This is a genomic window from Amycolatopsis ponsaeliensis (assembly GCF_030182635.1).
GTDB classification, from domain to species: Bacteria; Actinomycetota; Actinomycetes; order Mycobacteriales; family Pseudonocardiaceae; genus Amycolatopsis; species Amycolatopsis ponsaeliensis.
The window spans coordinates 1-21,965 of record NZ_JAPZLD010000014.1 but is presented as its reverse complement, the minus strand read 5'-3'; the positions used below and the strand labels follow the sequence as shown (position 1 = coordinate 21,965).

18 protein-coding genes and 1 pseudogene are annotated in these 21,965 nt (G+C 71.0%); 7 read left to right on the top strand and 12 right to left on the bottom strand.

Annotated elements, in window-relative coordinates; all coding sequences use genetic code 11:
* Positions 1–2 precede the first annotated feature (2 nt).
* Together QQ657_RS21460 and QQ657_RS21455 are read right to left on the bottom strand one after the other, a co-directional pair.
* On the bottom strand, positions 3–1,154 hold the full coding sequence (locus QQ657_RS21460; RefSeq protein WP_284743983.1) for an AAA family ATPase: 1,152 nt from the start codon (positions 1,152–1,154) through the stop codon (positions 3–5).
* Positions 1,155–1,300: 146 nt separating this feature from the next.
* Positions 1,301–3,796, bottom strand: coding sequence for a DNA translocase FtsK (locus QQ657_RS21455; protein WP_284743982.1), 2,496 nt, complete (start codon positions 3,794–3,796; stop codon positions 1,301–1,303).
* A 155-nt stretch (positions 3,797–3,951) separates the two neighbouring features.
* On the opposite strand from QQ657_RS21455, the gene QQ657_RS21450 reads away from it, so the two are divergent.
* From QQ657_RS21450 to QQ657_RS21435, 4 genes are all read left to right on the top strand, one after another.
* Positions 3,952–4,767: a lysophospholipid acyltransferase family protein gene (locus tag QQ657_RS21450; RefSeq protein WP_284743981.1), complete on the top strand. Its 816-nt coding sequence runs from the start codon at positions 3,952–3,954 to the stop codon at positions 4,765–4,767.
* Between the two features lie 245 nt (positions 4,768–5,012).
* Positions 5,013–5,627 (top strand): NAD(P)H:quinone oxidoreductase, encoded by a 615-nt coding sequence (wrbA, locus tag QQ657_RS21445; protein WP_284743980.1) that lies wholly within the window; start codon positions 5,013–5,015, stop codon positions 5,625–5,627.
* A gap of 50 nt (positions 5,628–5,677) precedes the next feature.
* Entirely contained in the window at positions 5,678–6,625 is a 948-nt protein-coding gene (locus QQ657_RS21440; protein ID WP_284743979.1) for an EamA family transporter, read from the top strand.
* 89 nt (positions 6,626–6,714) lie between these two features.
* The gene (locus tag QQ657_RS21435) at positions 6,715–8,061 is read left to right on the top strand and encodes an amino acid permease (protein WP_284744176.1); all 1,347 of its coding nucleotides are present in this window, start codon (positions 6,715–6,717) and stop codon (positions 8,059–8,061) included.
* A gap of 87 nt (positions 8,062–8,148) precedes the next feature.
* Here the strand turns inward: QQ657_RS21435 and QQ657_RS21430 are convergent, their stop codons facing one another.
* The 8 genes from QQ657_RS21430 to thyX all read right to left on the bottom strand — a co-directional run bounded on the left by QQ657_RS21430 (position 8,149) and on the right by thyX (position 17,506).
* Positions 8,149–9,792 carry a VWA domain-containing protein gene (locus tag QQ657_RS21430; protein WP_284743978.1) on the bottom strand — a complete coding sequence of 548 codons (1,644 nt, stop codon included), beginning with the start codon at positions 9,790–9,792 and terminating at the stop codon, positions 8,149–8,151.
* Between the two features lie 349 nt (positions 9,793–10,141).
* Positions 10,142–11,839: a ribonuclease J gene (locus QQ657_RS21425; protein ID WP_284743977.1), complete on the bottom strand. Its 1,698-nt coding sequence runs from the start codon at positions 11,837–11,839 to the stop codon at positions 10,142–10,144.
* Entirely contained in the window at positions 11,836–12,849 is a 1,014-nt protein-coding gene (dapA, locus tag QQ657_RS21420; RefSeq protein ID WP_284743976.1) for a 4-hydroxy-tetrahydrodipicolinate synthase, read from the bottom strand. Before dapA ends, QQ657_RS21425 begins: the two co-directional genes overlap by 4 nt.
* Positions 12,850–12,951: 102 nt before the next feature.
* Positions 12,952–14,451, bottom strand: a complete 1,500-nt coding sequence (locus QQ657_RS21415) for a serine/threonine-protein kinase (protein WP_284743975.1) — start codon at positions 14,449–14,451, stop codon at positions 12,952–12,954.
* Positions 14,452–14,527: 76 nt separating this feature from the next.
* Entirely contained in the window at positions 14,528–14,974 is a 447-nt protein-coding gene (locus QQ657_RS21410; RefSeq protein ID WP_284743974.1) for a hypothetical protein, read from the bottom strand.
* Between the two features lie 26 nt (positions 14,975–15,000).
* Complete coding sequence (locus tag QQ657_RS21405; RefSeq protein WP_284743973.1) at positions 15,001–16,242, bottom strand: Nramp family divalent metal transporter; 1,242 nt, start codon at positions 16,240–16,242, stop codon at positions 15,001–15,003.
* A gap of 113 nt (positions 16,243–16,355) precedes the next feature.
* Positions 16,356–16,754, bottom strand: coding sequence for an ACT domain-containing protein (locus tag QQ657_RS21400; protein ID WP_284743972.1), 399 nt, complete (start codon positions 16,752–16,754; stop codon positions 16,356–16,358).
* Positions 16,754–17,506: an FAD-dependent thymidylate synthase gene (gene thyX / locus QQ657_RS21395; protein ID WP_284743971.1), complete on the bottom strand. Its 753-nt coding sequence runs from the start codon at positions 17,504–17,506 to the stop codon at positions 16,754–16,756. The genes QQ657_RS21400 and thyX overlap by 1 nt, the downstream gene beginning before the upstream one ends.
* 121 nt (positions 17,507–17,627) lie before the next feature.
* Between thyX and QQ657_RS21390 the strand changes: the two genes are divergently transcribed.
* A complete protein-coding gene (locus QQ657_RS21390; RefSeq protein WP_284743970.1) occupies positions 17,628–18,140 on the top strand; it encodes a toxin-antitoxin system HicB family antitoxin in 513 nt (170 codons plus the stop codon).
* 11 nt (positions 18,141–18,151) lie between these two features.
* Positions 18,152–19,114, top strand: a complete 963-nt coding sequence (locus QQ657_RS21385) for a DUF4097 family beta strand repeat-containing protein (protein ID WP_284743969.1) — start codon at positions 18,152–18,154, stop codon at positions 19,112–19,114.
* Between the two features lie 165 nt (positions 19,115–19,279).
* Here the strand turns inward: QQ657_RS21385 and QQ657_RS21380 are convergent, their stop codons facing one another.
* Positions 19,280–20,494: a winged helix-turn-helix domain-containing protein gene (locus QQ657_RS21380; protein WP_284743968.1), complete on the bottom strand. Its 1,215-nt coding sequence runs from the start codon at positions 20,492–20,494 to the stop codon at positions 19,280–19,282.
* Positions 20,495–20,607: 113 nt separating this feature from the next.
* Here QQ657_RS21380 and QQ657_RS21375 point away from each other — a divergent pair, with 113 nt between their 5' ends.
* Positions 20,608–21,165, top strand: a complete 558-nt coding sequence (locus tag QQ657_RS21375; protein WP_284743967.1) for a GNAT family N-acetyltransferase — start codon at positions 20,608–20,610, stop codon at positions 21,163–21,165.
* A gap of 72 nt (positions 21,166–21,237) precedes the next feature.
* Here the strand turns inward: QQ657_RS21375 and QQ657_RS21370 are convergent.
* Positions 21,238–21,540: pseudogene (locus QQ657_RS21370) on the bottom strand (GtrA family protein); the annotation flags it as partial.
* Positions 21,541–21,965: the final 425 nt, after the last annotated feature.

Sequence of the window (21,965 nt, the reverse complement as noted above, 5' to 3'; positions counted from 1 at the left end):
GTTCATCGACTGCGCAGTGCCTCGGCGAAATCACCCAGCACCGGCACGGCGCCGTAACTGCCCGCGAGGTAACGCCGTTCGGTGTTCTGATCCTTCCTCGGCTTGAAGTCCGTCAACGGATACAGACTGCTCGCTCCTTCGGCGTCCCGGTCCACGAACCAGATCTGGTCCCGGTCGAGCACCTGCTCGCCGAGCATGGTCCCGAGCAAGCTGGTGTCGTGCGTCGTGAAGACCAACTGCGCGCCGTGGGTGTTCACCTCTGGGTCCTGGAACAGTCCCACCAGTTTCGCCGTCAGCAGCGGGTGCAGACTGGCGTCGATCTCGTCGACCAGCAAGACCAGCCCTTCATCCAGTGCCGAAAGCACCTGGGGCAGAAGACCGATCCAGTTGCGCGTCCCCGAAGACTCGTCGTCGAAGTCGAACAGCTCTCGCTCAGCCCCGTGGAGAAGTTTGAGTTCCAGGTCGAACCCACCACGCCGACGATGCGAATCCTTCCGCTCCGCCACGACGACGTCCACGATGCCGACATCGGCCACGTTGAGGAGCGAGACCATGCGCTGCCGGTTTTCCGGATTCCGGAGCAGGTAGTCGCCAACGACCCATTGCACGAATCCGGAGTCGAACCACCCGCCGCCCAGGCCGTTGACCAGGAGCCCGGAGGAGAACCATCGGAAGACCGGCATCAACGGGCCGAGTTCAAGCCGGTCGCACACGCTCAGGAACAGCGCCGTCGGCCGGATCAGCTCCTCCAGGACCTCCAGCTTCGGCTTGATGTCGGCCACCGTGGTGCCGAACTTGATGCCCTCCCGATCGCGCTCGAAGACGACTCGCTTCCGCTTCTCCGGATAGGAGTAGAGCCACTCTTCGAGGATCTCGTATCCGTCGAGGAGGAAACCGTAGGTGTACGGGACACCTTCGGCGATCAGTTCGAAGACGAACGTCGACGGCCGCGGCTCGGCGCCGGGGTCGAGCCGAAAGGGGTCCTGCACAGCGACGATGTCGTGACGGCCGGCGGGGTTCGGGAGGTGCCGGTTCGTGACGGCCCCCATCACCAGGGTCATGGCCTTGAAGAGATTCGACTTGCCGGAGGCGTTCGCACCGTAGACGGCGGCCACCGGCACCGCGGGCCGCTCGTCGCCGGGCATCGCCGGCATGAGCAGCAGCTCCTGCTCGTCCCGGAACGAACGATGGTTGCCCAGCCGGAAGCTGCGCAGCATCCTGAACACCTCCCTGGCAGTACTCCAAGCCGTTCTGTACCAGTAAACCGCACAGAACGGCTCGAAGCACCAGCCAGGGGTGCTTATTCGTCGTCGTCCGGGTCGGCCGGGACCGGGTCGCCGCCGCGGATCATGAACAGGACGCCTTCCAGCTCCTCCGGCTTGATCAGCACGTCTCGCGCCTTCGAGCCCTCCGACGGGCCGACGATCCCCCGGCTCTCCAGCAGGTCCATCAGGCGGCCCGCCTTGGCGAACCCGACCCGCAGCTTGCGCTGCAGCATCGACGTCGAGCCGAACTGGGACGTCACGATCAGCTCCGCCGCCTGCAGCAGGACGTCCAGGTCGTCCCCGATGTCCGGGTCGATCTCCTTCTTCTCGCCGGCCTTCTGCGCCGTGACGCCGTCCTGGTAGTCCGGCTGCGCCTGCTCCTTGGCGTAGTTGACGACCGCGGAAATCTCTTCGTCGCCGACGAACGCGCCCTGGATGCGGACCGGCTTGCCGGCCCCCATCGGCAGGTAGAGCGCGTCGCCCATGCCGATCAGCTTCTCCGCGCCCGGCTGGTCGAGGATGACCCGCGAGTCGGTCAGCGACGACGTCGCGAAGGCCAGCCGGGACGGCACGTTCGTCTTGATCAGGCCGGTCACGACGTCGACCGACGGCCGCTGCGTCGCCAGGACCAGGTGGATGCCGGCCGCGCGGGCCTTCTGGGTGATCCGGACGATCGCGTCCTCGACGTCGCGCGGGGCGGTCATCATCAGGTCGGCGAGCTCGTCGACGATCGCCATGATGTAGGGGTAGGGCCGGTACTCGCGCTCGGACCCCGGCGGCGCGGTGATCTCGCCGGAGCGGACCTTCTTGTTGTAGTCGTCGATGTGCCGGACCTTGTTGACCTGCATGTCCTGGTAGCGCTGCTCCATCTCCTCCACCAGCCAGGCCAGCGCGGCGGCGGCCTTCTTCGGCTGGGTGATGATGGGCGTGATCAGGTGCGGGATGCCCTCGTACGGCGTCAGCTCGACCATCTTCGGGTCGATCAGGATCATCCGGCACTCGTCCGGCGTCGCCCGCGCGAGCAGCGACACCAGCATCGAGTTGACGAAGCTCGACTTACCGGAACCGGTGGAACCGGCGACCAGGAGGTGGGGCATCTTCGTCAGGTTGGCCGTGACGAAGTGGCCCTCGATGTCCTTGCCGAGGCCGATCACCATCGGGTGGTTGTCCTTGACCGTGGACGGCGCGCGCAGGACGTCACCCAGGCGGACCATCTCGCGGTCGGAGTTCGGCACCTCGATGCCGACGGCGGACTTGCCGGGGATCGGGGCCAGCAGCCGGACGTTGTCGGTCGCGACGGCGTAGGCGATGTTCTTGGTCAGCGCGGTGATCTTCTCGACCTTCACGCCCGGGCCGAGCTCGACCTCGTAGCGCGTGACGGTCGGGCCGCGGGTGAAGCCGGTGACCTGCGCGTCGATGCTGAACTGCTCCAGCACGCCGGTGATCGCCTCGATCATGGCGTCGTTGGCCTTGCTGCGGGACTTCGGCGCGTCGCCGAGCTTCAGCAGGTCGGGCGGCGGGAGCTGGTAGTCGCCTTCGACGGTCCGCGTGACGGCCAGCGGCGGCTCCGGGGCCTTCTTCGGCTTCTTCTCGGGCACCTCGACCGGCTTGGGCGCGACTGTGCTCGCCTTGGGGGGCTTGATCGGCGTCGGCAGCTCGGCCAGCGCGGCGTCGAGGTCGAGCTGCTCGGGGTTCGCGTCGGCGGCCTGGCGGCGGCGCGACGGCTTGCGCAGGCGCGCGGACTTCGGGTCGGCCTCGGTGACGGCTTCCTCGTCGGTGGCGAACCCGGGCTTCTGGTCCGCTTCGGCGATCTCTTCTTCGTCGAGACCCCAGTTGCGCAGCCGGTGCGGGATCTCGCGGACCGGGGTGCCGGTGAACACGAGCACGCCGAACACCAGCGCGAGGATGAGGATCGGCACGGCGACCCAGGTGGTGACGCCCATGGTCAGCAGGCCGCCGGAGAAGGCGCCGATGATGCCGCCGGCGTACATCCGGCCGTCGTTCGTGGCCGGGAGCGCGGTGAAGATGTGCAGCATCCCGAGCACGGACAGGACGACCATGATCGTGCCGATCACCATCCGCGGCCGTGTCTCGGGGTGTGGCTCGGACCGCATCAGCGCGACGGCCACGACGACGAGGACCAGCGGGAGCGTCACGGCCCCGGCGCCGAGGACGGACCGGGTGGCGATCTCGACGCCGGCCCCGATCGGCCCGGCGGCCCGCCACCAGACCCCGACGGCCGCGACGATGGCCAGGGCGATCAGGCCCAGCGCGAGGCCGTCACGGCGGTGTTCGGCCTCCAGTTCACGGGTGCGGCCGACCGTCCTGGCCAGCGTGCCGATGCCCTTGGCCAGCAGGTTCCAGGTGCCGCGGACGCCCTTGCCGAAGATCCCGGGCGTCTTGCGCCGCGAGCGGGGGGCGGGCTTGCGAGCGGCCGACGCACGTGGCTTCGCGGGTGTACGCGGCTTACGCGCCGCTGCCCCCTTCGCGCCGCTTCCCGTGCTTCGCTTCCTCGTCGCCGACCCAGCCATGCCTTTTACGGTAACCGGCCGTCGCCGTTCGTCCCATGCGCCACTCTCGGCCCAGCGTGAACTTCTGCCTCACAGCCGCCCTTGAGCGGCCATCCGGGTGAACCGATCCGGCCAGTGCACAACCGGGTGAATCCGACGTCTGCCATGCTCTGCCCATGGTCGCGCTGCACTCCGACAACACCTCCCGCCGAGCCCCCGCCATCTGGCGGACCATGCTGAACATCGACCGGGGGCTGGTGAACCTCGTCGGGCGGCTCACCGTCAGCGGGCGGATCCCGGCGCAGCTGCGCGGCAAGCCGCTGCTGATGACCGCGAACCACATCGGCGTGTTCGACGCGTTCGTGCTGATGGCGGCGTGCAAGCGGATCGGCATCAACCCGCGGTTCATGCTGGCCGGCGGCATCCTCGACGCCCCGGTCATCGGCCCGGCGCTGCGGGTCAGCGGCCACCTGCGGGTCGACCGGAAGGTCGCCGCGACCGCCGTCGGGCAGTTCACCGAGGCCGTCGAAGCGCTCAAGACCACCCGCGAGCCGATCATCGTCTACCCGGAGGGCCGGATCAGCCACGACCCCGGCCTGTGGCCGGAGCGCGGCAAGACCGGCGCGGCCCGGCTCGCGCTGGCCGCGGACGTGCCGGTGATCCCGATCAGCCAGTGGGGCGCGCACGAGGCCGTGTACTGGGGCACCGAGACCGTCAACGGCCCGGCCGACCTGGTCCCGCTCGCCCGCTCCGGGCTCAGCGCGCCGCTGCGCAGGCCGAAGTTCCGGGTGCACTTCGGCGACCCCGTCGACCTGTCGGGCGTCGAGCCGGAGCGCCCGGGCGCCGGGGTGCGCGCGCACGCGAAGATCATGCAGGCGATCACCGACGGTCTCATCCCGCTGCGCGCGGGCGAGCTCGACCGGCCCCGCTTCCACGACCCGACGCGGCCGACCGACACCGTCAGTCCCTGGAAGCCCAAGTCCGGATCCTGAACTCCGGCTCCGCACATCGGCTAAACCCTTTTCTCGCCGCGGGCGTGAGTGCTGCGTTCTCGGCGACCACCGGAGCTGTCATGGCGACACCGGCGAGCGCCGCGGTGTCGTGCTCGGGGACGAAGACCTACGACAGCAGCAGCGGCACTCTCGGCTTGGGCTACACGATCGACAGCGGCAGGCAGGGCTGCTGAGGCCGTCCGGATCCTGAGACGCCGTCCGGGGTGCACCTAGAGTCGGCGGATGTGAGCACACGGATACTCGTCGTCTACTACAGCTCGACCGGGAACACCGCCGCCCTCGCCGAGTCCCTCGCCGCCGGGGCCCGCGAAACCGGCGCCGACGTGCGGGTGCGGACCGTGCCGGAGACAGTGCCCGCCGAAGCCATCGCGCAGAACCGGCGCTGGCAGGCCTGGATCGACTCCGGTCCGCACCACGCCCTGGCCACGCTCGACGACCTCGTGTGGGCCGACGGGCTCGCCGTCGGCAGCCCGACCCGGTTCGGCGGCCCGGCGGCCCAGCTCAAGTCCTATTTGGACAGCACCGGTGGGCTGTGGGCGCAGGGGAAGCTGGCCGACAAGGTCGCGACGTCGTTCACGACGGCGTCCACCCGGCACGGCGGCCTCGAGTCGACGCTGCTGGCGATCAACAACGTCTTCTACCACTGGGGCGCGATCGTCGTCCCGCTCGGCTACACCGACCCGCACCTGATGGAGTCCGGCAACCCGTACGGCGGCTCGTTCGTGTCGCGCAAGTCGGCGGCGCCGGACGAGCTCGCCCTCGGCGCGCTGCGCCTCCAGGGGCGGCGGCTCGCGACGATCACGACGCACGTCGCGACCGGGCTGAAGCAGGCCGAATAACCGGAAAAACCACTTTGGCAGTCACGCGGTGCGCCCCTACAGTCGCGAGGGTGACCACCGAGCTGCCCGTTCTCGCACCTCCCCGGGTCGCCCACCGCGGCCGCGGGACCACGCTCGTCCTGCTCGCGGCGCTGTTCTTCAGCACATCGGGCACGCTGGGCAAGTCCGCGATGTCCGCCGGCTTCACCCCGGAGCAGGTCGCCGCGATGCGGATCGGGCTCGCCGGGCTCGTGCTGCTCGCCGGGGTGGCGCTGGTGGCGCCGCGAAAACTGCGGGTGCGCCGCAGCGAGCTCCCGGTGCTGGCCGGCTACGGCCTGCTCGGCGTCGCCGGTGTGCAGCTGCTGTACTTCGTCGCCGCGGGCCGGATCCCGGTCGGCATCGCGATCCTGCTGGAGTTCATCTCGCCGGTGCTCATCGCGCTGTGGGTGCGGTTCGTGCGGCGGCACCGGCTGCCGCGGTCGGTGTGGGGCGGCATCGCGCTGGCCATGGCCGGGTTGTCGCTGGTCGCGCAGGTCTGGCAGGGCGTCACGCTGAACGGCGTCGGCCTGCTCGCCGGCTTCGGCGCGGCGCTGTGCTCGGCCGGGTACTTCCTGCTCGGCGAACGCGCGGTGGCCGACATCGACCCGCTGGGCCTGGTCACCTGGGGCATGGTGATCGGCGCGGTGCTGATCAGCCTCGTCGCGCCGCCGTGGACGTGGCCGGTCGGGCTGCTCGCCGTGGACGTCGAGTTCGGCGCCTGGCACCCGCCGGTGTGGCTGCTGATGGTCCTGCTGGTCCTGGTCGCGACGGTGCTCGCCTACGTCTGCGGGATTTCGTCGCTGCGGCACCTGCCCGCGTCGGTCGCGAGCGTGCTCGGGCTGGTCGAGCCGGTGATCACCACCGTCGCAGCGTGGGCGCTGATCGGCGAGGAGCTGACCTGGCCGCAGCTGCTCGGCTCGGCGATCCTGCTGGCCGGCGCGTACCTGGTGCAGCGGAAGTCGGAGATCCTGACGAGCTGATCTCTTCACGAGATCACGCATCGGTGCGAGAATTCCCCACCGTGACGACTCAGGGGTTGCGGCCCGAACTGCGGCAGCGGCACGTCCGGATGATCGCCCTCGGCGGCATCATCGGCGCGAGCCTGTTCATCGGCAGCGGCGCGGTGATCCACACCGTCGGCCCGGCGGCCGTGCTCTCCTACGCGCTGGGCGGGCTGCTCGTCGTGCTCGTCATGCGGATGCTCGGCGAGATGGCGACGGCCGCACCGGCGCTCGGCTCGTTCATGGAGTACGCGCGCGACTCGCTCGGCGGCTGGGCGGCCTTCACGATCGGCTGGCTGTACTGGTACTTCTGGGTCGGCGTGGTGGCGTTCGAAGCGGTGGCCGGCGCGAAGATCCTGCAGGGCTGGATTCCCGGTGTGCCGCAATGGGTGTTCTCGCTGGCGCTGATGCTGCTGCTCACGGCGACGAACCTGGCGTCGGCGCGGTCGTTCGGCGAGACGGAGTTCTGGCTGGCGTCGATCAAGGTCGCGACGATCGTGGTGTTCCTGGTGCTGGGCCTGCTGTTCGTGCTCGGGCTCTGGCCGGGCGCGCACTTCTCGGTGGGCAACATCGGGCTCGACGGCTTCGTCCCGAACGGCGGGTTCTCGGTCGTCCACGGCGTGGTGATCGTGATCTTCTCGTACTTCGGCGCGGAGATCGTGACGATCGCGGCGGCGGAGTCGAGCGAGCCGGAGACGGCGGTCCGCAAAGCGACGTCGACGATCGTCTGGCGCGTGATCGTGTTCTACGTGGGCTCGGTGGCCCTGCTGGTGATGATCACGCCGTGGCGCGAGGTCCCGAGCGAGACGAGCCCGTTCGCGGCGGCGTTCGGCCGGTTCGGCGTCCCGGCGGCGTCCACTTTGGTCAGTGCGGTCGTCCTGACGGCGGCGTTGTCGGTGCTGAATTCGGGGCTGTACACGGCATCCCGCATGCTGTTCGCCCTGCACCGCCACGGGTGGGCGCCGTCGTGGGTGGCGGACACGAACCGGCGCGGCGTGCCGTGGAAGGCGATCCTGGTGTCCACTTCGGTCGGTTACGTGGCCGTGGTGATGAGTTACGTCTCCCCGGACAAGATCTTCTACTTCATCATCAATTCGGCGGGCGCGGTGGCGCTGTTCGTGTACGCGATCATCTGCGGGTCCCAGCTGCGGATGCGGCGGCGGTTGGAGGCTTCGGCGCCGGAGACGTTGAAGCTGCGGATGTGGGGTTATCCGTGGTTGAGCTGGCTGACGTTGGTGCTGACGCTGGTCGTGGTGGCGTCGATGCTGTTCGTGGACGAGGACACGCGGGCGCAGCTGTATCTGAGCCTGATCAGCCTGGCGGTGATCCTGGGCGTCTATGCCCTCATCCGCCGGCGCTCGAGCCGTGACTCAACGGTCGACACGCGTGATTCCCCTCGTGTCTCGCGTGATTGAGGCCGGAACTCGCGTGATTGAAGGCGGAACTCGCGAGTTACGGGTCTGATCACGCGAGATCCGCCTCCGGTCACGCGAGTTACGGTCTCAGCCGCCGGCGATGCGGCTCAGTGCTCCGAAAAACACGTCCGTGATCTTTGCCGGGTCCGGGGCCACGAACGCCTGGCCGCCCGTCGCCGCGGTCAGCTGGTCCAGTTCCGGTTTGTCCGCGTCCGGGCCGATGCCCACGCCGATCAGCGGGATCGGGCGGCGGGGGTCCTGGAGTTTTGCCAGCTCCGCCAGCAGGTCCGGGCGCGAAATCCCGCGTGGGTCCTCGTTCCGGCCGTCCGTCAGGACGATCACCAGGTTGAGCCGGCCCGGCTCCCACTCGCGCCGCGCCGTCCGGTACGTGTCCAGGACGCTGTCGTACAACCCCGTTCCGCCGTTCGGGGTCGCCTTCACCTGGGCGAGCTTGTCCAGCGCGCCGCTTGCCAGGTGCTGGGCCACCGGGGCCATCGGAAGCAGCTCGCGGTAGTCCTTGTCGCCGTCCAAGCGCGTCGAAAACGCCAGCATGCGCAGCTGGGTCGTCGGCTTGAACAGGTGCAGCGCCTTCGCCGTCGCCTGCATCGACAGCTGCATCCGGTTCAGCCCGGTCCCCGGCACCTGCGCGTTCATCGACCCCGAGACGTCGACCAGCACCTGCACCCGCGCGCTCAGGTTGATCCCGGCCCACTGGTTGAGCAGTTCGTCGACGGACGCGGCGGGCGGCAGGATCGCGGCCCGGAACCCGGCCGTCGACACGCGCGGGTCGTCGGCGTGCTCGCGCAGGGCCTGCCCGCCCGCCGCACGCAGGCCCGTCTTCGCGATCGCGTCCGCGCCCGCGTCGCCGAGGACCGCTTCCCGGAACGCGTCGACGATCGGCCGCTGCTGCGGTGTGACCCCGCCCAGCTCGGCGAACGGATAGTCCAATGTGGGCACCGCGCTCGAGTAGACGGCGACGAGCGGCGACGACGCGTCCTCGATGTTGTGGCGCAGCAAGGCGTTCTCCGACGTGGGGAACATCGTCACCGCGGCCGTGCCGCCGGTGCCGCCCGATCCCGGCAGCCGCGCGATCAGGTCCGTCTCCGCGCCGAGCGTGTTGGCGGAGAACCGCCGCAGCAGCGCGACATACGCGGCCGCCGGCTCGGGCGCCGTCTTCACGCTCTCCTTCAACCCCAGCAACGACACGGCGGCGACCGAGTCGCGCGCCGGGTCGGACATCCCCGGGACGGCGCCCTGCGCGCCCAGGACCTCCGCCCAGGTGGGCACGTGCTCGGGCCAGCCGATGCCCTTGGCGACGGCCTCGGCGACGCCCAGCACGACCGGCGAGCTGGCCACCGACGCCCCGGACTCGGGGACGTCGGCGGCGCCGAACTGGTGGGCGCGGCGCAGCGCGAGGGTCGAGTCCGGCACCCACAACTGCGGCCGCGGGCTGCCGTCGGACATGGCGAGCTGCTCGGCCGCGGCGGCCGCCTCCCTGGTCTGGACCTCGACGCTGCCGCACGGGAGGTCGAGACCGCGCGCGACGATCGAGAGCGCGGGCGCGATGTCGGCGGACGCGGCGACGAGGACCTTCGCCGGCTGCTCGCACGTGGGCCGGGACCGCACCGCCGAAACGGTGACCCAGGTCGCGGCCCCGAGGACGACCACGAGAGAGGTCGCGAGGACGGGTACGAGCAGCCGGCGTCGTCCGTCCGGCGAGTGACGTCCCATCGGCGCGGCCTCTCTTCGGGGAGGCGGGGGTGGGGATCAAGGCTATCGCCCGGCAAACCACCGGTTCGTGGTCCAGACGGCCTAACAGCAGCCCTCATACCCGGGAAGGATGCGGTCTTGGCCCGAAGTGGGATGTCCGAGCCCGGCCCGCGCGCGACACTGGGGGCCTGACCGCTTGGGGGTACGCATGAAACCGACACGAGCCGACCAGCGCCGCGCCCGCCGGGCTCTGCTCCGCCAGACCGCCACCGTCGCCTTCGCCCTCGTGCTGGCCAAGGTGACGCGCTGAAAGCCGTGAGGGGCACCCTGAAGTCCATCAGGGTGCCCCTCACGGCCAAAAAGACCGAAGCTAGACCGGGATGACCGTCGGGACGATCATCGGGCGGCGGCGGTAGGTGTCGGCCACCCAGCGGCCGACCACCCGGCGGACCGCCTGCGCGATGCGGTGGGTGTCGGTGATGCCTTCGGCCTCGGTGCGCGCCAGCTCCATCTCCACCAGCGGCACGACGGCGGCGAGCGCCTTCGGGTCGTCGGAGAAGCCGCGGCCGGACACCGTCGGGGCGCTGACCGGGCGGCCGGTGGCGGATTCGATCGCGACGCTGATCGAGATGAACCCTCCCTCGCCGAGCACCAGCCGGTCGGACAGGGTCGACTCGCCGACGTCGCCGACCGAGAGGCCGTCCACGTAGACGTGCCCGACCTCGACGCGGCCGGTGCGGGTGGCCTTGCCGTCGACCAGGTCGACGACCACGCCGTCCTCGGCGATCACCACGTTGTCCGCCGCGACGCCGGTGCGGATCGCCAGCTCGGCATTGGCCTTCAGGTGCTTCCATTCGCCGTGGACCGGCATGACATTGCTCGGCCGGACCGCGTTGTACAGGTAGAGCAGCTCCCCCGCCGACGCGTGGCCGGACACGTGCACCTTGGCGTTGCCCTGGTGCACGACGTTCGCGCCGAGCCGGGTCAGGCCGTTGACCACGCCGAACACCGCGGTCTCGTTGCCCGGGATCATCGAGCTGGCCAGCACGACGGTGTCGCCCGCGCGGATCGAGATCTGCCGGTGCTCGCCGCGCGCCATCCGCGACAGCGCCGAGAGCGGCTCGCCCTGCGACCCCGTCGAGACGAACAGGACCTTGCTCTCCGGCAGGCCGCTCGCCTGGTCGAGGTCGACCAGCAGGCCGTCCGGCACGTTCAGCAGGCCCAGCTCGGCCGCGATCCCCATGTTGCGGACCATCGACCGGCCGACGAACGCGATCCGGCGGCCGTGCCGCTGGGCGGCGTCGAGCACCTGCTGGACGCGGTGGACGTGGCTGGCGAAGCAGGCCACGATCACACGCTGGTCGACGCGGCGGATGACGTCGTCGAGGACCGGGCCGATGTCGCGCTCGGGCATGACGAACCCGGGCACCTCGGCGTTGGTCGAGTCGACGCAGAACAGGTCGACACCCTCGTCGCCGAGCCGGGAGAAGCCGGCCAGGTCGGTGAGACGACCGTCCAGCGGGAGCTGGTCGAGCTTGATGTCGCCGGTGTGCAGCACCACGCCCGCGGGGGTGCGGATGGCCACGGCCAGCGCGTCCGGGATGGAGTGGTTGACCGCGAAGAACTCGAGGTTGAACACGCCGACGTCGCGGCGCTCGCCCTCGCGGACCTGGATCAGCTTCGGCCGCTGCCGGTGCTCCTTGGCCTTCGCCGCGAGCAGGGCGTTGGTGAACTTCGAGCCGTAGATCGGCAGGTCCGGCCGCAGGCGCAGGAGGAACGGGACGGCACCGATGTGGTCTTCGTGCCCGTGGGTGAGCACCAGACCTTCGATGTCGTCGAGGCGGTCCTCGATCGCGCGGAAGTCGGGCAGGATCAGGTCGACGCCGGGCTGGTCGTCCTCGGGGAAGAGCACCCCGCAGTCGACGATGAGCAGCCGGCCGGCGTACTCGAAGACGGTCATGTTGCGCCCGACCTCGCCGATGCCGCCCAGCGCGACGACGCGCAGGGCCCCGGCGGGCAGTTCGGGCGGGGCGTTGGTGGGGCCTGGACCTGGGGGAAGTGAGCTCACCGAGGCAGGGTCCCAACGCTGGTGTGCGAGGTCGGCGCCACGTAGGCGGCCCTCGAATCTGCTTGTGCCACCCGCTCACCATGCCAGTCCCGGGCCGCCGTGTCGCCCAGCGGCACGCCGCCCTGCCCGAGATCACCGGCGATCAGGGCCGTCTGCTCGGCCGTCGGCGCGACGATCGGGAGCCGCGGCTCGCCGGCGTCGAAGCCGCGCAGCCGCAGCGCCGCCTTGCTGAACGCGACCCCGCCGACCCGCGACATCGCGCGCAGCACCGGAAGCATGCCGCGGTGGTTCGTGCGCGCGGTGGACGTGTCGCCGTTCTCGTAGGCGTCGATCATCGCGCGGATCCGGCCCGCGACGACGTGACCGATCACACTCACCACGCCGGTGCCGCCGACGGAGATCCAGGGCAGGTTCAGCCCGTCGTCGCCGGAGTAGTACGCGAGGTGGGTGTTGGCGATGACCTCGGAGCCGGCGATCAGGTCGCCCTTGGCGTCCTTGACCGCGACGATCCGCGGGTGCTCGGCCAGCCGCAGCAGCGTGTCGACCTCGATCGGCACGACCGAGCGCGGCGGGATGTCGTAGAGCATCACCGGCAGCCCGGTGCTGTCGGCGACCGTCGTGAAGTGCGCGTGCAGGCCGGCCTGGCTCGGCCGCGAGTAGTACGGGGTGACGACCAGCAGGCCGTGCGCACCGGCCGCTTCGGCCTGCTTCGCCTGCTCGATGCTGTGCGCGGTGTTGTTGGTGCCCGCGCCGGCCACGATCGTCGCGCGGTCGCCGACGGCCTCGACCACGGCGCGGATGAGCTCCTGCTTCTCCGCGTCGCTCGTGGTCGGGCTTTCGCCGGTGGTGCCGTTGATGACGAGGCCGTCGTTCCCCAGCTCCACGAGGTGCTCGGCCAGCTCCTGCGCCCGCTTCAGGTCCAGCGCGCCTTCGGCGTCGAAGGGGGTGACCATCGCGGTGAGCACGCGCCCGAAGGGCCTTCCGGGCGCTGCGGTAGGTGGGTTGGACATGCTGAGACGGTACCCCGTCACGCGGGCGAAAACCGCGCCGACCTGGTCACGCCCGGCGAAGTGCGGAGGATTTCCGGGCCCCGGCCGCTCGTCGCGGAACTTCTACTTGACCTTGGTCACGATCGGCGCGGAGATCGGTCCGCCGTCGCCCTTGGCGAGCACGCAGTAGAACTCCCGCGTCGGCTGGTCGCTGGTCTCCTCGTCGGGCAGGCTCTTCCACTGCGCCTCGGTCGGTACCAGGGCCCGGTACTTGAGGCCTTCGCGCTTGGCCTGGGGAACGATCGACGAGTGGAACGACGCCGCGCAGCGGGCTTCGGCCGCCGCGGTGACGGCGGCCAGGCCCGGGTAGTCCGCGACGGCGGCGTCGCTGTCGGACCAGCTCGCGATGCCGATGACGTCCTCGGCGTCGTAGATCTCGAGGGTGTGGCTCTCCTTGCAGTCGCCGTCGTTGGCGTTGCTGAGCTCGTTGCCGTCCTGGATCTGGGCGTTGTAGCAGGGGTAGCCGGATCGGGAGTCCACGCGCATCTGCCCGCCGAGGCCGAAGGTGACGGTCGGCAGCATCTGCGCGTCGACGACCGGGGCTTCGTAGGCCTTGCCCGCGAAGAACCCGCCGACCAGCGCGCCCACGACGAGCACCGCGGCGAGCGAGATCCACAGCGCGCGGAGGTTCTTCTTGGCGGGCGGCTGCGGCGCGACCCGCGTCATCGGGCCGCCGCCGTGGAGCATCGCGGTGCCGTTCGGCGGTGTCGGCCGGACGCCCTGCGCCGTGGTCAGCAGGTTCTGCGCCTGGGCGGCGGTGAGGCGCGCGTCGGGGTTGGCGACGAGCAGGCCGAGGATGGCCGCGGCGATCGGGCCCTGGCCGCGGGTCAGGTACGGGATCTCGGTCATGATCGCGTGCAGCGTCGCGGCGGTGGTCGCGCGCTCGAACGGGATCGAGCCTTCGACGGCGAAGAACAGCGTCGCGCCGAGGGACCACAGGTCGGACGCGGGCAGCGCTTCGCGGCCCTCGACGCGCTCCGGCGCCATGAACGCGGGCGAGCCGACGATCATCCCGCTGGTGGTCAGGCGCGGGTCGTCGACGGCGTGGGCGATGCCGAAGTCGGTGAGCTTCACGCGGCCGTCCGGCGCGACGAGGATGTTCGCTGGCTTGACGTCGCGGTGCACGATCCCGGCGGCGTGGGCGGCCTGCAGCGCGGCCAGGACCCGCTCCCCCATCAGCGCGGCCTGTGCGGCGGGCATCGGGCCGCGCTGGCGGACGAGGTCGGCCAGCGACGGCGCCTCGACGAGCTCCATCACGATGAAGGTGGTGCCGCCGTCGGTGACGACGTCGTAGACGGTGACGACGGCGGGGTCGTTGAGCCGCCCGCCGGTGCGCACCTCGCGCAGCGCGCGCTCGGAGAAGACGGCGGCGGACTCGGCGTCGGGCAGCCTCAGTTCCTTGACGGCGACCTGCCGGCCGATGACCTGGTCCTGCGCCCGCCACACGACGCCCATGCCGCCCCGGCCGAGCTCGCCCAGCAGCGCATAACGGCCCGCGACCACCCGCTGACCAGGCGTGGCGGGCGCCTGGGGTGGATACGGCCGGGTCTGTTCGTCGGTCACGGTGCTCCTTCAAGCGGCGGTCGCGCAGATGCTAGTCGGACCGCTCCGGAGCGTTCGGGGTTCCGCGGAATTGTTGTCAGCCGCGGGTGGGGGTCTCCCCCCGGTAGGGGATCCACCGGTAGCCGGGGGCGAAGTCGCTGAACTCGGCGCGTTCGCCGGTCGCGGCCCAGATGTCCTCGCTGACCACGAGTCCGGGGAAGACCGTCAGGTCCTCCCCTTGGGCCATCAGCTCGTCGTAGGTGCGGAACTCGTCGGTCTCGACCCCGGCGAGGGCGTAGCGGTAGACCGGCGGCGCGGTGCGCAGCAGCCAGTAGAGCCGGCGCCCGGCCGCGGTCATCGCCACGGCCTCTTCGGGCGTGTGCGCGCCGCTGCGGCTGAGCCCTTCGGGCGCGACACCGCACCACCAGCCGCCGCCGGAGTCGCCGAAGACTCGGGCGGGCCAGCCGTCGAAGTGGCGCGCGAGGTCACGGGCGTGGGTCTCCCGCCCACCGCATTCGGCGTTGAGGGCGAAGATCCAGGCCATGGTGGAGAGTCTCCCTGCTCGTGGGCTCACCCGGTGAAGGTGAGGTAGATCAGCACCAGGTTGAGCGCGATGATCACCACCGCGATCAGTGACGCGGCGATGGTCGTCAGCCTGCGGTTGGCGTCCGCCCCCATCAGATCACGGTCCGCTGTCAGCCGGATCAGGGGCACCAGCGCGAACGGGATCCCGAACGACAGCACGACCTGCGAGACGACCAGCGCCGCGCTCGGGTCGGCGCCGAGCGCGAGCACCACGATCGCCGGCGTGAGCGTCACGAGACGGCGCAGGACCAGCGGGATCCGCTTGTGCAGCAACCCTTGCATGATCATCGCGCCCGCGTACGCGCCCACCGACGTCGACGCCAGACCCGACGCCAGCAGGCCGATCGCGAACATCAACGCGATGCCCGGGCCGAGGGCCACCGCGACCGCGGCGTGCGCGCCTTCGATGCTGTCGACGCCCGTTTGGCCCTGCAGGTTCGTCGCGGCGAGCAGCAGCATGCCGAGGTTGACCGCGCCGGCCAGCAGCATCGCGAGGCCGACGTCGGCGCGGGTGGCGCGCAGCAGGCGGCGGCGGGTGGTGACGTCCGGCAGGCCGTGCCGGTCGCGGACCAGGCCGGAGTGCAGGTAGACGGCGTGCGGCATGACCGTGGCGCCCAGCATCGCCGCCGCGATGAGGATGCTGCCGGAGCCGTCGAACTTCGGCACCAGCCCGCCGAGCGTGCCCGACGCCGACGGCGGCTCGACGAACAGGCTGGCCAGGAACCCGACCGCGATGACCAGCAGCAAGCCGGTGACGACGCGCTCGAACGTGCGCTGGCCGCCGCGATCCTGGACCGCCAGCAGCGTCAGCGAGACCGCGCCGGTGATCAGGCCGCCGACGACGAGCGGCAGGTCGAAGAGCAGGTAGAGGGCGATCGCGCCGCCGACGACCTCCGCGAGGTCGGTGGCGATGGCGACGACCTCGGCCTGCAGCCAGTAGGCCAGCCGCGCGGGCTTGGACAGCCGGGCGCGCAGGGCCTCCGGCAGTGACATCCCGCTGACCAGGCCGAGCTTCGCCGACAGGTACTGCACGAGCACCGCCATCAGGTTCGCCGCGACGATCACCCAGACCAGCAGGTAGCCGTAGCGGGCGCCGGCGCTGATGTTGGCCGCGACGTTCCCCGGGTCGACGTAGGCGATCGCGGCGACGAACGCCGGGCCCAGCAGGGCCGACCCGGTGCGCAGGCGCGACGCGAGTCTCGGCCGGGCCGCCTCGGTGACCGCCATGGCGCCTGCCTCTCAACCGGGTGTCGGGGATCCCAAATCGAAGTTTAGGCGTGCCGAACTTTCGATTTCAAGGGTGACGGCTCCCACCCTCGCCTCCCGGGTACCCGATTCGGTCAGGGGTGCGCGACCTCGTGGCCGGATTCGCGCAGTGCCTTCACGGCGTGCCCGAGGTCGTCGGCGCGGACCAGGATGTGGTCGGTGTCGAAGGTGGACATCGAGAACAGCGCCACCCCGGCCGCGGCCAGCTCGGAGGCCAGCGCGGCGATGATGCCGGTGAGCGTGAACTCCAGCGGCCCGCGGACCGAGAGCAGCCGCCAGCCGTCCTCTGACGCCGTGCCACCGGATGGTTCGCGTCCGGCCGGGCAGATGATGGACAGCTCTTCGGGCGTCCGGGTCACCGAGACGAACGCGGGCTCGCCGGCGGCGAGGAGCTCGGCGGGCACCGGGGCGTCCGCGGGCAGCCGGACGACGGCGTACTCGCCGGGACGGACATCGATCGCGAGACGCTTCATCAGCCTTCGAACACCTTCGGGCTCGTAGCGATCTCGGTGCCGTCCGGCAACGTCGAGATGGTGAAGTCGGCGAACACGTTCGCCGCGGCCTTCTGCAGGTGCCGCAGGCATTCCACGGCCAGCTCGCGGATTTCGACGTCGGCGTGCTCGGTGGCGCGCATCGCGACGAAGTGGCGCCAGGCCCGGTAGTTCCCGGTGACGACGATGCGCGTCTCGGTCGCGTTCGGCAGCACGGCCCGCGCGGCCTGGCGGGCCTGCTTGCGGCGCAGCGTCGCGCTCGGGACGTCGGCGAACTTCTCCTCGAGCCCGGCCAGGAGCTCTTTGTAGGCGTCGACGCTCGCCTGGGCCGCCGCGAGGAACTTCTCGTGCAGCACGGGATCGTTCGCGATGACGTCCGGCTCGACGATCTCGGCGTCGCGCTCGGGCACGTACCGCTGGGAGAGCTGCGAGTACGAGAAGTGGCGGTGCCGGATCAGCTCGTGGGTCAGGGAGCGGGAGATGCCGGTGATGTAGAAGGTCACCGATCCGTGCTCCAGCACCGAAAGGTGGCCGACGTCCATGATGTGCTCGAGGTAGCCGGCGTTGGTCGCGGTGGCCGGGTTCGGCTTCTGCCACGACTGGTAGCAGGCGCGGCCGGCGAACTCCGCGAGCGCCTCGCCGCCGTCCGCGTCGGTCGTCCACGGGACGTCCGCGGGCGGGAAGAACTCCGTCTTGGCGATCAGCTGCACCCTCGGTGACACGGTTTCGGCCACTCCGCACTCCTTCCGCAAGCTCCCCCCGGCAGCCTAACCGCGTGCGGGCGCCCACTCCCGGGGGACACGTGACAGCACCGGCTTCCTTGACTGACACCACTAATGACGTCATAGTGGTGTCATGGACCTGACGCCGTACATCGCCAACCTTCGCGAGGACCTCGCGAACACGGCTGCCGCCGGGGACGAGCAGACCCGGCGGGCGGCCGCGCTGCTGTCCTCCGCGCTCGAACCCTCCGTCCGCCTGACGCTGATGAACGCCCTCGCCGACCTCGCCGCCGAGGTCACGGCCGCTTTGCCCGGCCAGGTGGTCGACGTGCGGCTGGACGGCCGGGACGTCCGCGTGGTCGTCACCGGAGCCGCCGAAGAGGCGCCGCCACACGCGACACCACGTGACACCACGCCGCCACCACCGATCGACGGCGGTGACATCTCGCGCATCACCCTGCGCCTGGTCGAGCAGATCAAGGGGCAGGCCGAGCGCGCGGCGCAGGCCCAGGGTGTCTCGCTGAACACGTTCGTCTCCCAGGCGGTGCAGGGGGCGCTGGGCCACGGCTCGTTCGGCGGGGGCTCCAAGCACCACGGCAAGGGCGAGCGGCCCGGGTCGCACCTGCACGGCTGGGTCGAGGGTTGAGGGGATCGAAGATGAGTGACGAAGAGACGACACCGGCCGAAGAGACTCCCGAGGAGACCACTGCTCCGGAGCCCGCTGCTCCGGACGACGAGCTGGTCCGGATCGACGAGTTCGAGACCGACGTCCCGCTGGAGCTCGACATCGGCGTGACGATCGGGCGCGTCGAGGTGGTCCTGGAAGGCGACTCCGGCGCCCGCGTCGAGCTGCGGCACGACCAGGGTGAGCAGCAGCCGTGGGTCGCGGGGGTCAACAACCTGCTGTCCTGGGTCGGCGAGCGCTTCGGCGACCAGCTCGGCGTCGACCCGTCGGGGGCCAACCCGGCCGAGGCGGTGCGGCAGAGCCGGATCGAGAAGCTCGGCAACCGGCTGGTCGTGCAGGCGCCGAAGGCGTGGCAGCTGCGCAACGTCGCGCTGTCGGTGATCGTGCGCGCCCCGGCGGGATCGCACGTCGACGTGCGGGCCGGCGCGGCGGACGTCACGGTGACCGGTTCGGCCGGGCGCGTCGACCTGCTGACGGGCTCCGGCGAGGTCAAGCTCGACCGGGCCGACGGCTCGGCGACGGTCCGCACCGGCAGCGGCGGCATCAAGCTCGGTCCGACACTCGGCGGATTGCAGCTGCGCAGCGGCAGCGGCCACGTCGAGGCGTCGTCGATCGCGGGCTCCGCAACGCTGGCGACGGGCACCGGCGACGTCTGGCTGGGCGCGGTATCGGGCGAGGTGATGGCCCGCACGGGCAGCGGCGACCTGTCGGTGGCCGACGCGGCCTCGGGCACGCTCGACCTGATCACCGGTTCCGGCGAGGTCCGCATCGGCATCCGCGGCGGCACGGCGGCGGAGGTCGACCTGACGTCCAGTGGCGGCAAGGTGTCCAGCGAGCTGGACATCGCCGACAGCGCCCCGACGGGTGGAGTGAAGCTGAAGGTGCGAGCCCGCACGGGCTCCGGCAACGCCGTGGTGACGCGCGCGGCCGGCTGATGAAAGGGGTCGTTCCCGGTGGGGGCCGGGAACGACCCGCACGACCGGGCGACTCCCGCGGCCGCCTGGTCGAAGGGGGTGACGGGCCGTTCCCGGAGGGGTTTCCGGGAACGGCCCGTTTCTTTGCGTCCGGGCGATCCGGCGGAGGTTTCCGGCCGGGTCGCTTCAGCGCACCAGCTTCTTCAATGCCGGCGCCAAGTCGCCGCGGTGGCCCACCGCCACGCCCGACAAGCCCAGCCACTCCGCCATATGCCGCAGTTCTGCCGCCAGCTCCGGGAGGACCCGCGCCACGTCCGCGCCCTCCTCCGCGAACGCTCCCTGGACCCGCAGCACCCCCGCCGCGCGGTCGGACTTCAGGTCCACCCTCGCCGCCAGCGAACCGTCCAGCAGGAACGGGAACACGTAGTACCCGTACACCCGCTTCGGCTCCGGGACGTAGATCTCGATGCGGTACCTGAACCCGAACAGCCGCTCCGTGCGGGCTCGTTCCCAGATCAGCGGGTCGAACGGGCACAGCAGCGCCCGGCCTGTGACCGCTCGGGGCGTGCGCGCCTCGAGGTGGCGGTAGGCCGTTGCCTTCCAGCCGTGGACCGCCACGGGCTCCAGGACTCCCGACTCCACCAGCTCCGACACCGCCTGGCGCGCCGGGGCCGGGCCGAGGCGGTAGTAGTCGCGCAGGTCCGTCTCCGTCGCCACGCCCAGCGCCCGCGCCGATCGCTCGATCAGGCCCCGCGCGCCTTCCTCCGCCGACATCGACCGGGCCAGGATCTCCGGGGGGACCACGCGCTCGGTGAGGTCGTAGAGCCGTTCGAACGAGCGGCGCGTGCCCGTGGTCAGCTGGCCGATCCCGAACAGGTACTCGCAGACGCGCTTGACCTCCGACCGCTCCCACCACGAGCCCGGGCCGCGCCGCTGCGCGTCCGCCGCCACCTCGCGCTCGATGCCGCCCGCGCCGATCGGGCCCAGCTCCTTCACCACCGACAGGATCTCCTCGACCAGCCCCGGCGACTTCTCGATCAGCGGCCCGTAGTGCTTCCACCAGCCGTCGCGCTTCGCGCCGGAACGGATCAGCGGCCAGTCCTCGACCGGCAGCAGGCTCGCCTCGTGCGCCCACGTCTCGACCAGCAGCCGGGGCTGGCGGGCCGAGTGCGACCACGCCGCGCCGTCCAGGAGCGCGGGCTCGTACGCGCCCAGCCGCGAGAACACCGGCATGTAGTGCGCCCGGACCGCGACGTTCACCGAGTCCAGCTGCAACAGCTGGACTCGCGAAAGCACGCGTTTCAGGTGCCGCCGGGAAACCGGACCGGACGGACGTGGGTCGGCGAAGCCCTGTGCGGCCAGGAAGGTCTTCCGGGCCGTCGTGACGCTGATCGTTTGCATGGTGCCGTCATGGTGCCACCCACCACCGACAAAAACGCGCCCCGCCAGCTCCATCCATGCCCCGCCACCGCCCTCGACGGAGGAGCCGCGCTCCGCTGTACTAACTTCCTGGCATGAGCGACGCCGCCGTCCGCCCCGCCGACCTGTCCGACGCCGCGGAGATCGCCCGCATCCAGCGCGAAACCTGGCACGCCGCCTACGAGGACCTCCTCGGCAAGAGCGCCCTGGCCGAGCTGGACGCCGCCGACCTCGTCGGCACCTGGACCGAGACCATCGACTACCCGGGCAGCCAGGTCTACGTCGCCGTCGAGGGCGAGTTCACCGTCGGGTTCTGCGTCGCGGGCCGGGCGCCCGAAGGCGAAGTCGCCGCCGCGGACGGCAGCCTGCCCGAGGACGCCGGCAGCACCGGCCTCGTCGCCGCCCTGCTCGTCGAGCCGCGGTGGGGACGGCGCGGGCACGCCGGGCGCCTACTCGCGACGGCCGCCGCGGGCCTGCGGGCCGACGGCGCCGCCCGCGGCATCGCCTGGGTCGCCCAGGGCGACCACGCCTCCCTCGGCTTCTACCGCCGGGCCGGCTGGAACCCCGACGGCACGGTCCGCACCCTCGACACCGGCGACCGCATGGTCCGCGAGGTCCGCCTCACCGGCACCCTCGACCTCGCGCTCGCCTGAGCCGGCGTCGCGGAAGATCACCCACCGCATCACCGCGTACATGAACACGCCCTCGCAGGCGCCCGCGAGCACCCGCGACAGGTGGTATTCGACGCCCAGCGCCGTCAGGCCCGCGCCCACACCCAGCAAAAACGCCGCGTAATTGACAGCGATCGCGACGATGTAAAGCAGCAGCTGGATTCCGACGGCGGCGTGGGAATGGAAGTTGAACGTCCGGTTCAGCGCGAAGCTCAGCCCGAACGCGCAGACGTAGGAAACCGTGATCGCGAGCCACACGGGCCAGCCGGCCAGCCCGTGGAAAACGGTCAGCAGCCCCAGGTCGACGCCGAACGTGAAGCCGTTGATGAGGCAGAAGCCGAGAAACGTCGGCGCCACGATCCGCGACAACCCCAGCGGCAGTACCCGCACGAGCGCCCGGCAGAGGGCGCCGAATCGGTCGGCGGGCGTTCGGGAAAGGTCGGCGGCCACCCCGTCAGCCTGGCAAGCAAAGGTGACCGCAGGCCGTCCGGCAGGTGATCTTCCGGTGCGACCCCCCTGGCGCGGCGGTTTCTAGGGTTGGTTGCAACACCTGAGTTTTCAGGAGTTGCCTCTTGTCCAGACGGGATCGAGACCGGGCTTTGAGCCGGACCGTGTGTAGTCCTGATCGGCGTGGCCGAGCGTTAACCGCCGAGCGGGTGACCTACTTTGCGCTGGTGGAAGCAGGAACAGGCAGCAGAGAAGCGGCCCGGCAGGTCGGGGTCAACTACCGGACCGCGAAACGCTGGCGCGCCGAGGCAGCCCGGGCTACGGCGACTCCGCCG

Bases quoted from the DNA above. Each gene is read 5' to 3' on its own strand.
- QQ657_RS21460 (WP_284743983.1), bottom strand. From the start codon at position 1,154: ATGCCGGCGATGCCCGGCGACGAGCGGCCCGCGGTGCCGGTGGCCGCC.
- QQ657_RS21455 (WP_284743982.1), bottom strand. From the start codon at position 3,796: ATGGCTGGGTCGGCGACGAGGAAGCGAAGCACGGGAAGCGGCGCGAAG.
- QQ657_RS21450 (WP_284743981.1), top strand. From the start codon at position 3,952: ATGGTCGCGCTGCACTCCGACAACACCTCCCGCCGAGCCCCCGCCATC.
- QQ657_RS21435 (WP_284744176.1), top strand. From the start codon at position 6,715: ATGATCGCCCTCGGCGGCATCATCGGCGCGAGCCTGTTCATCGGCAGC.
- QQ657_RS21430 (WP_284743978.1), bottom strand. From the start codon at position 9,792: ATGGGACGTCACTCGCCGGACGGACGACGCCGGCTGCTCGTACCCGTC.
- dapA (WP_284743976.1), bottom strand. From the start codon at position 12,849: ATGTCCAACCCACCTACCGCAGCGCCCGGAAGGCCCTTCGGGCGCGTG.
- QQ657_RS21410 (WP_284743974.1), bottom strand. From the start codon at position 14,974: ATGGCCTGGATCTTCGCCCTCAACGCCGAATGCGGTGGGCGGGAGACC.
- QQ657_RS21405 (WP_284743973.1), bottom strand. From the start codon at position 16,242: ATGGCGGTCACCGAGGCGGCCCGGCCGAGACTCGCGTCGCGCCTGCGC.
- QQ657_RS21400 (WP_284743972.1), bottom strand. From the start codon at position 16,754: ATGAAGCGTCTCGCGATCGATGTCCGTCCCGGCGAGTACGCCGTCGTC.
- QQ657_RS21390 (WP_284743970.1), top strand. From the start codon at position 17,628: ATGGACCTGACGCCGTACATCGCCAACCTTCGCGAGGACCTCGCGAAC.
- QQ657_RS21385 (WP_284743969.1), top strand. From the start codon at position 18,152: ATGAGTGACGAAGAGACGACACCGGCCGAAGAGACTCCCGAGGAGACC.
- QQ657_RS21380 (WP_284743968.1), bottom strand. From the start codon at position 20,494: ATGCAAACGATCAGCGTCACGACGGCCCGGAAGACCTTCCTGGCCGCA.
- QQ657_RS21375 (WP_284743967.1), top strand. From the start codon at position 20,608: ATGAGCGACGCCGCCGTCCGCCCCGCCGACCTGTCCGACGCCGCGGAG.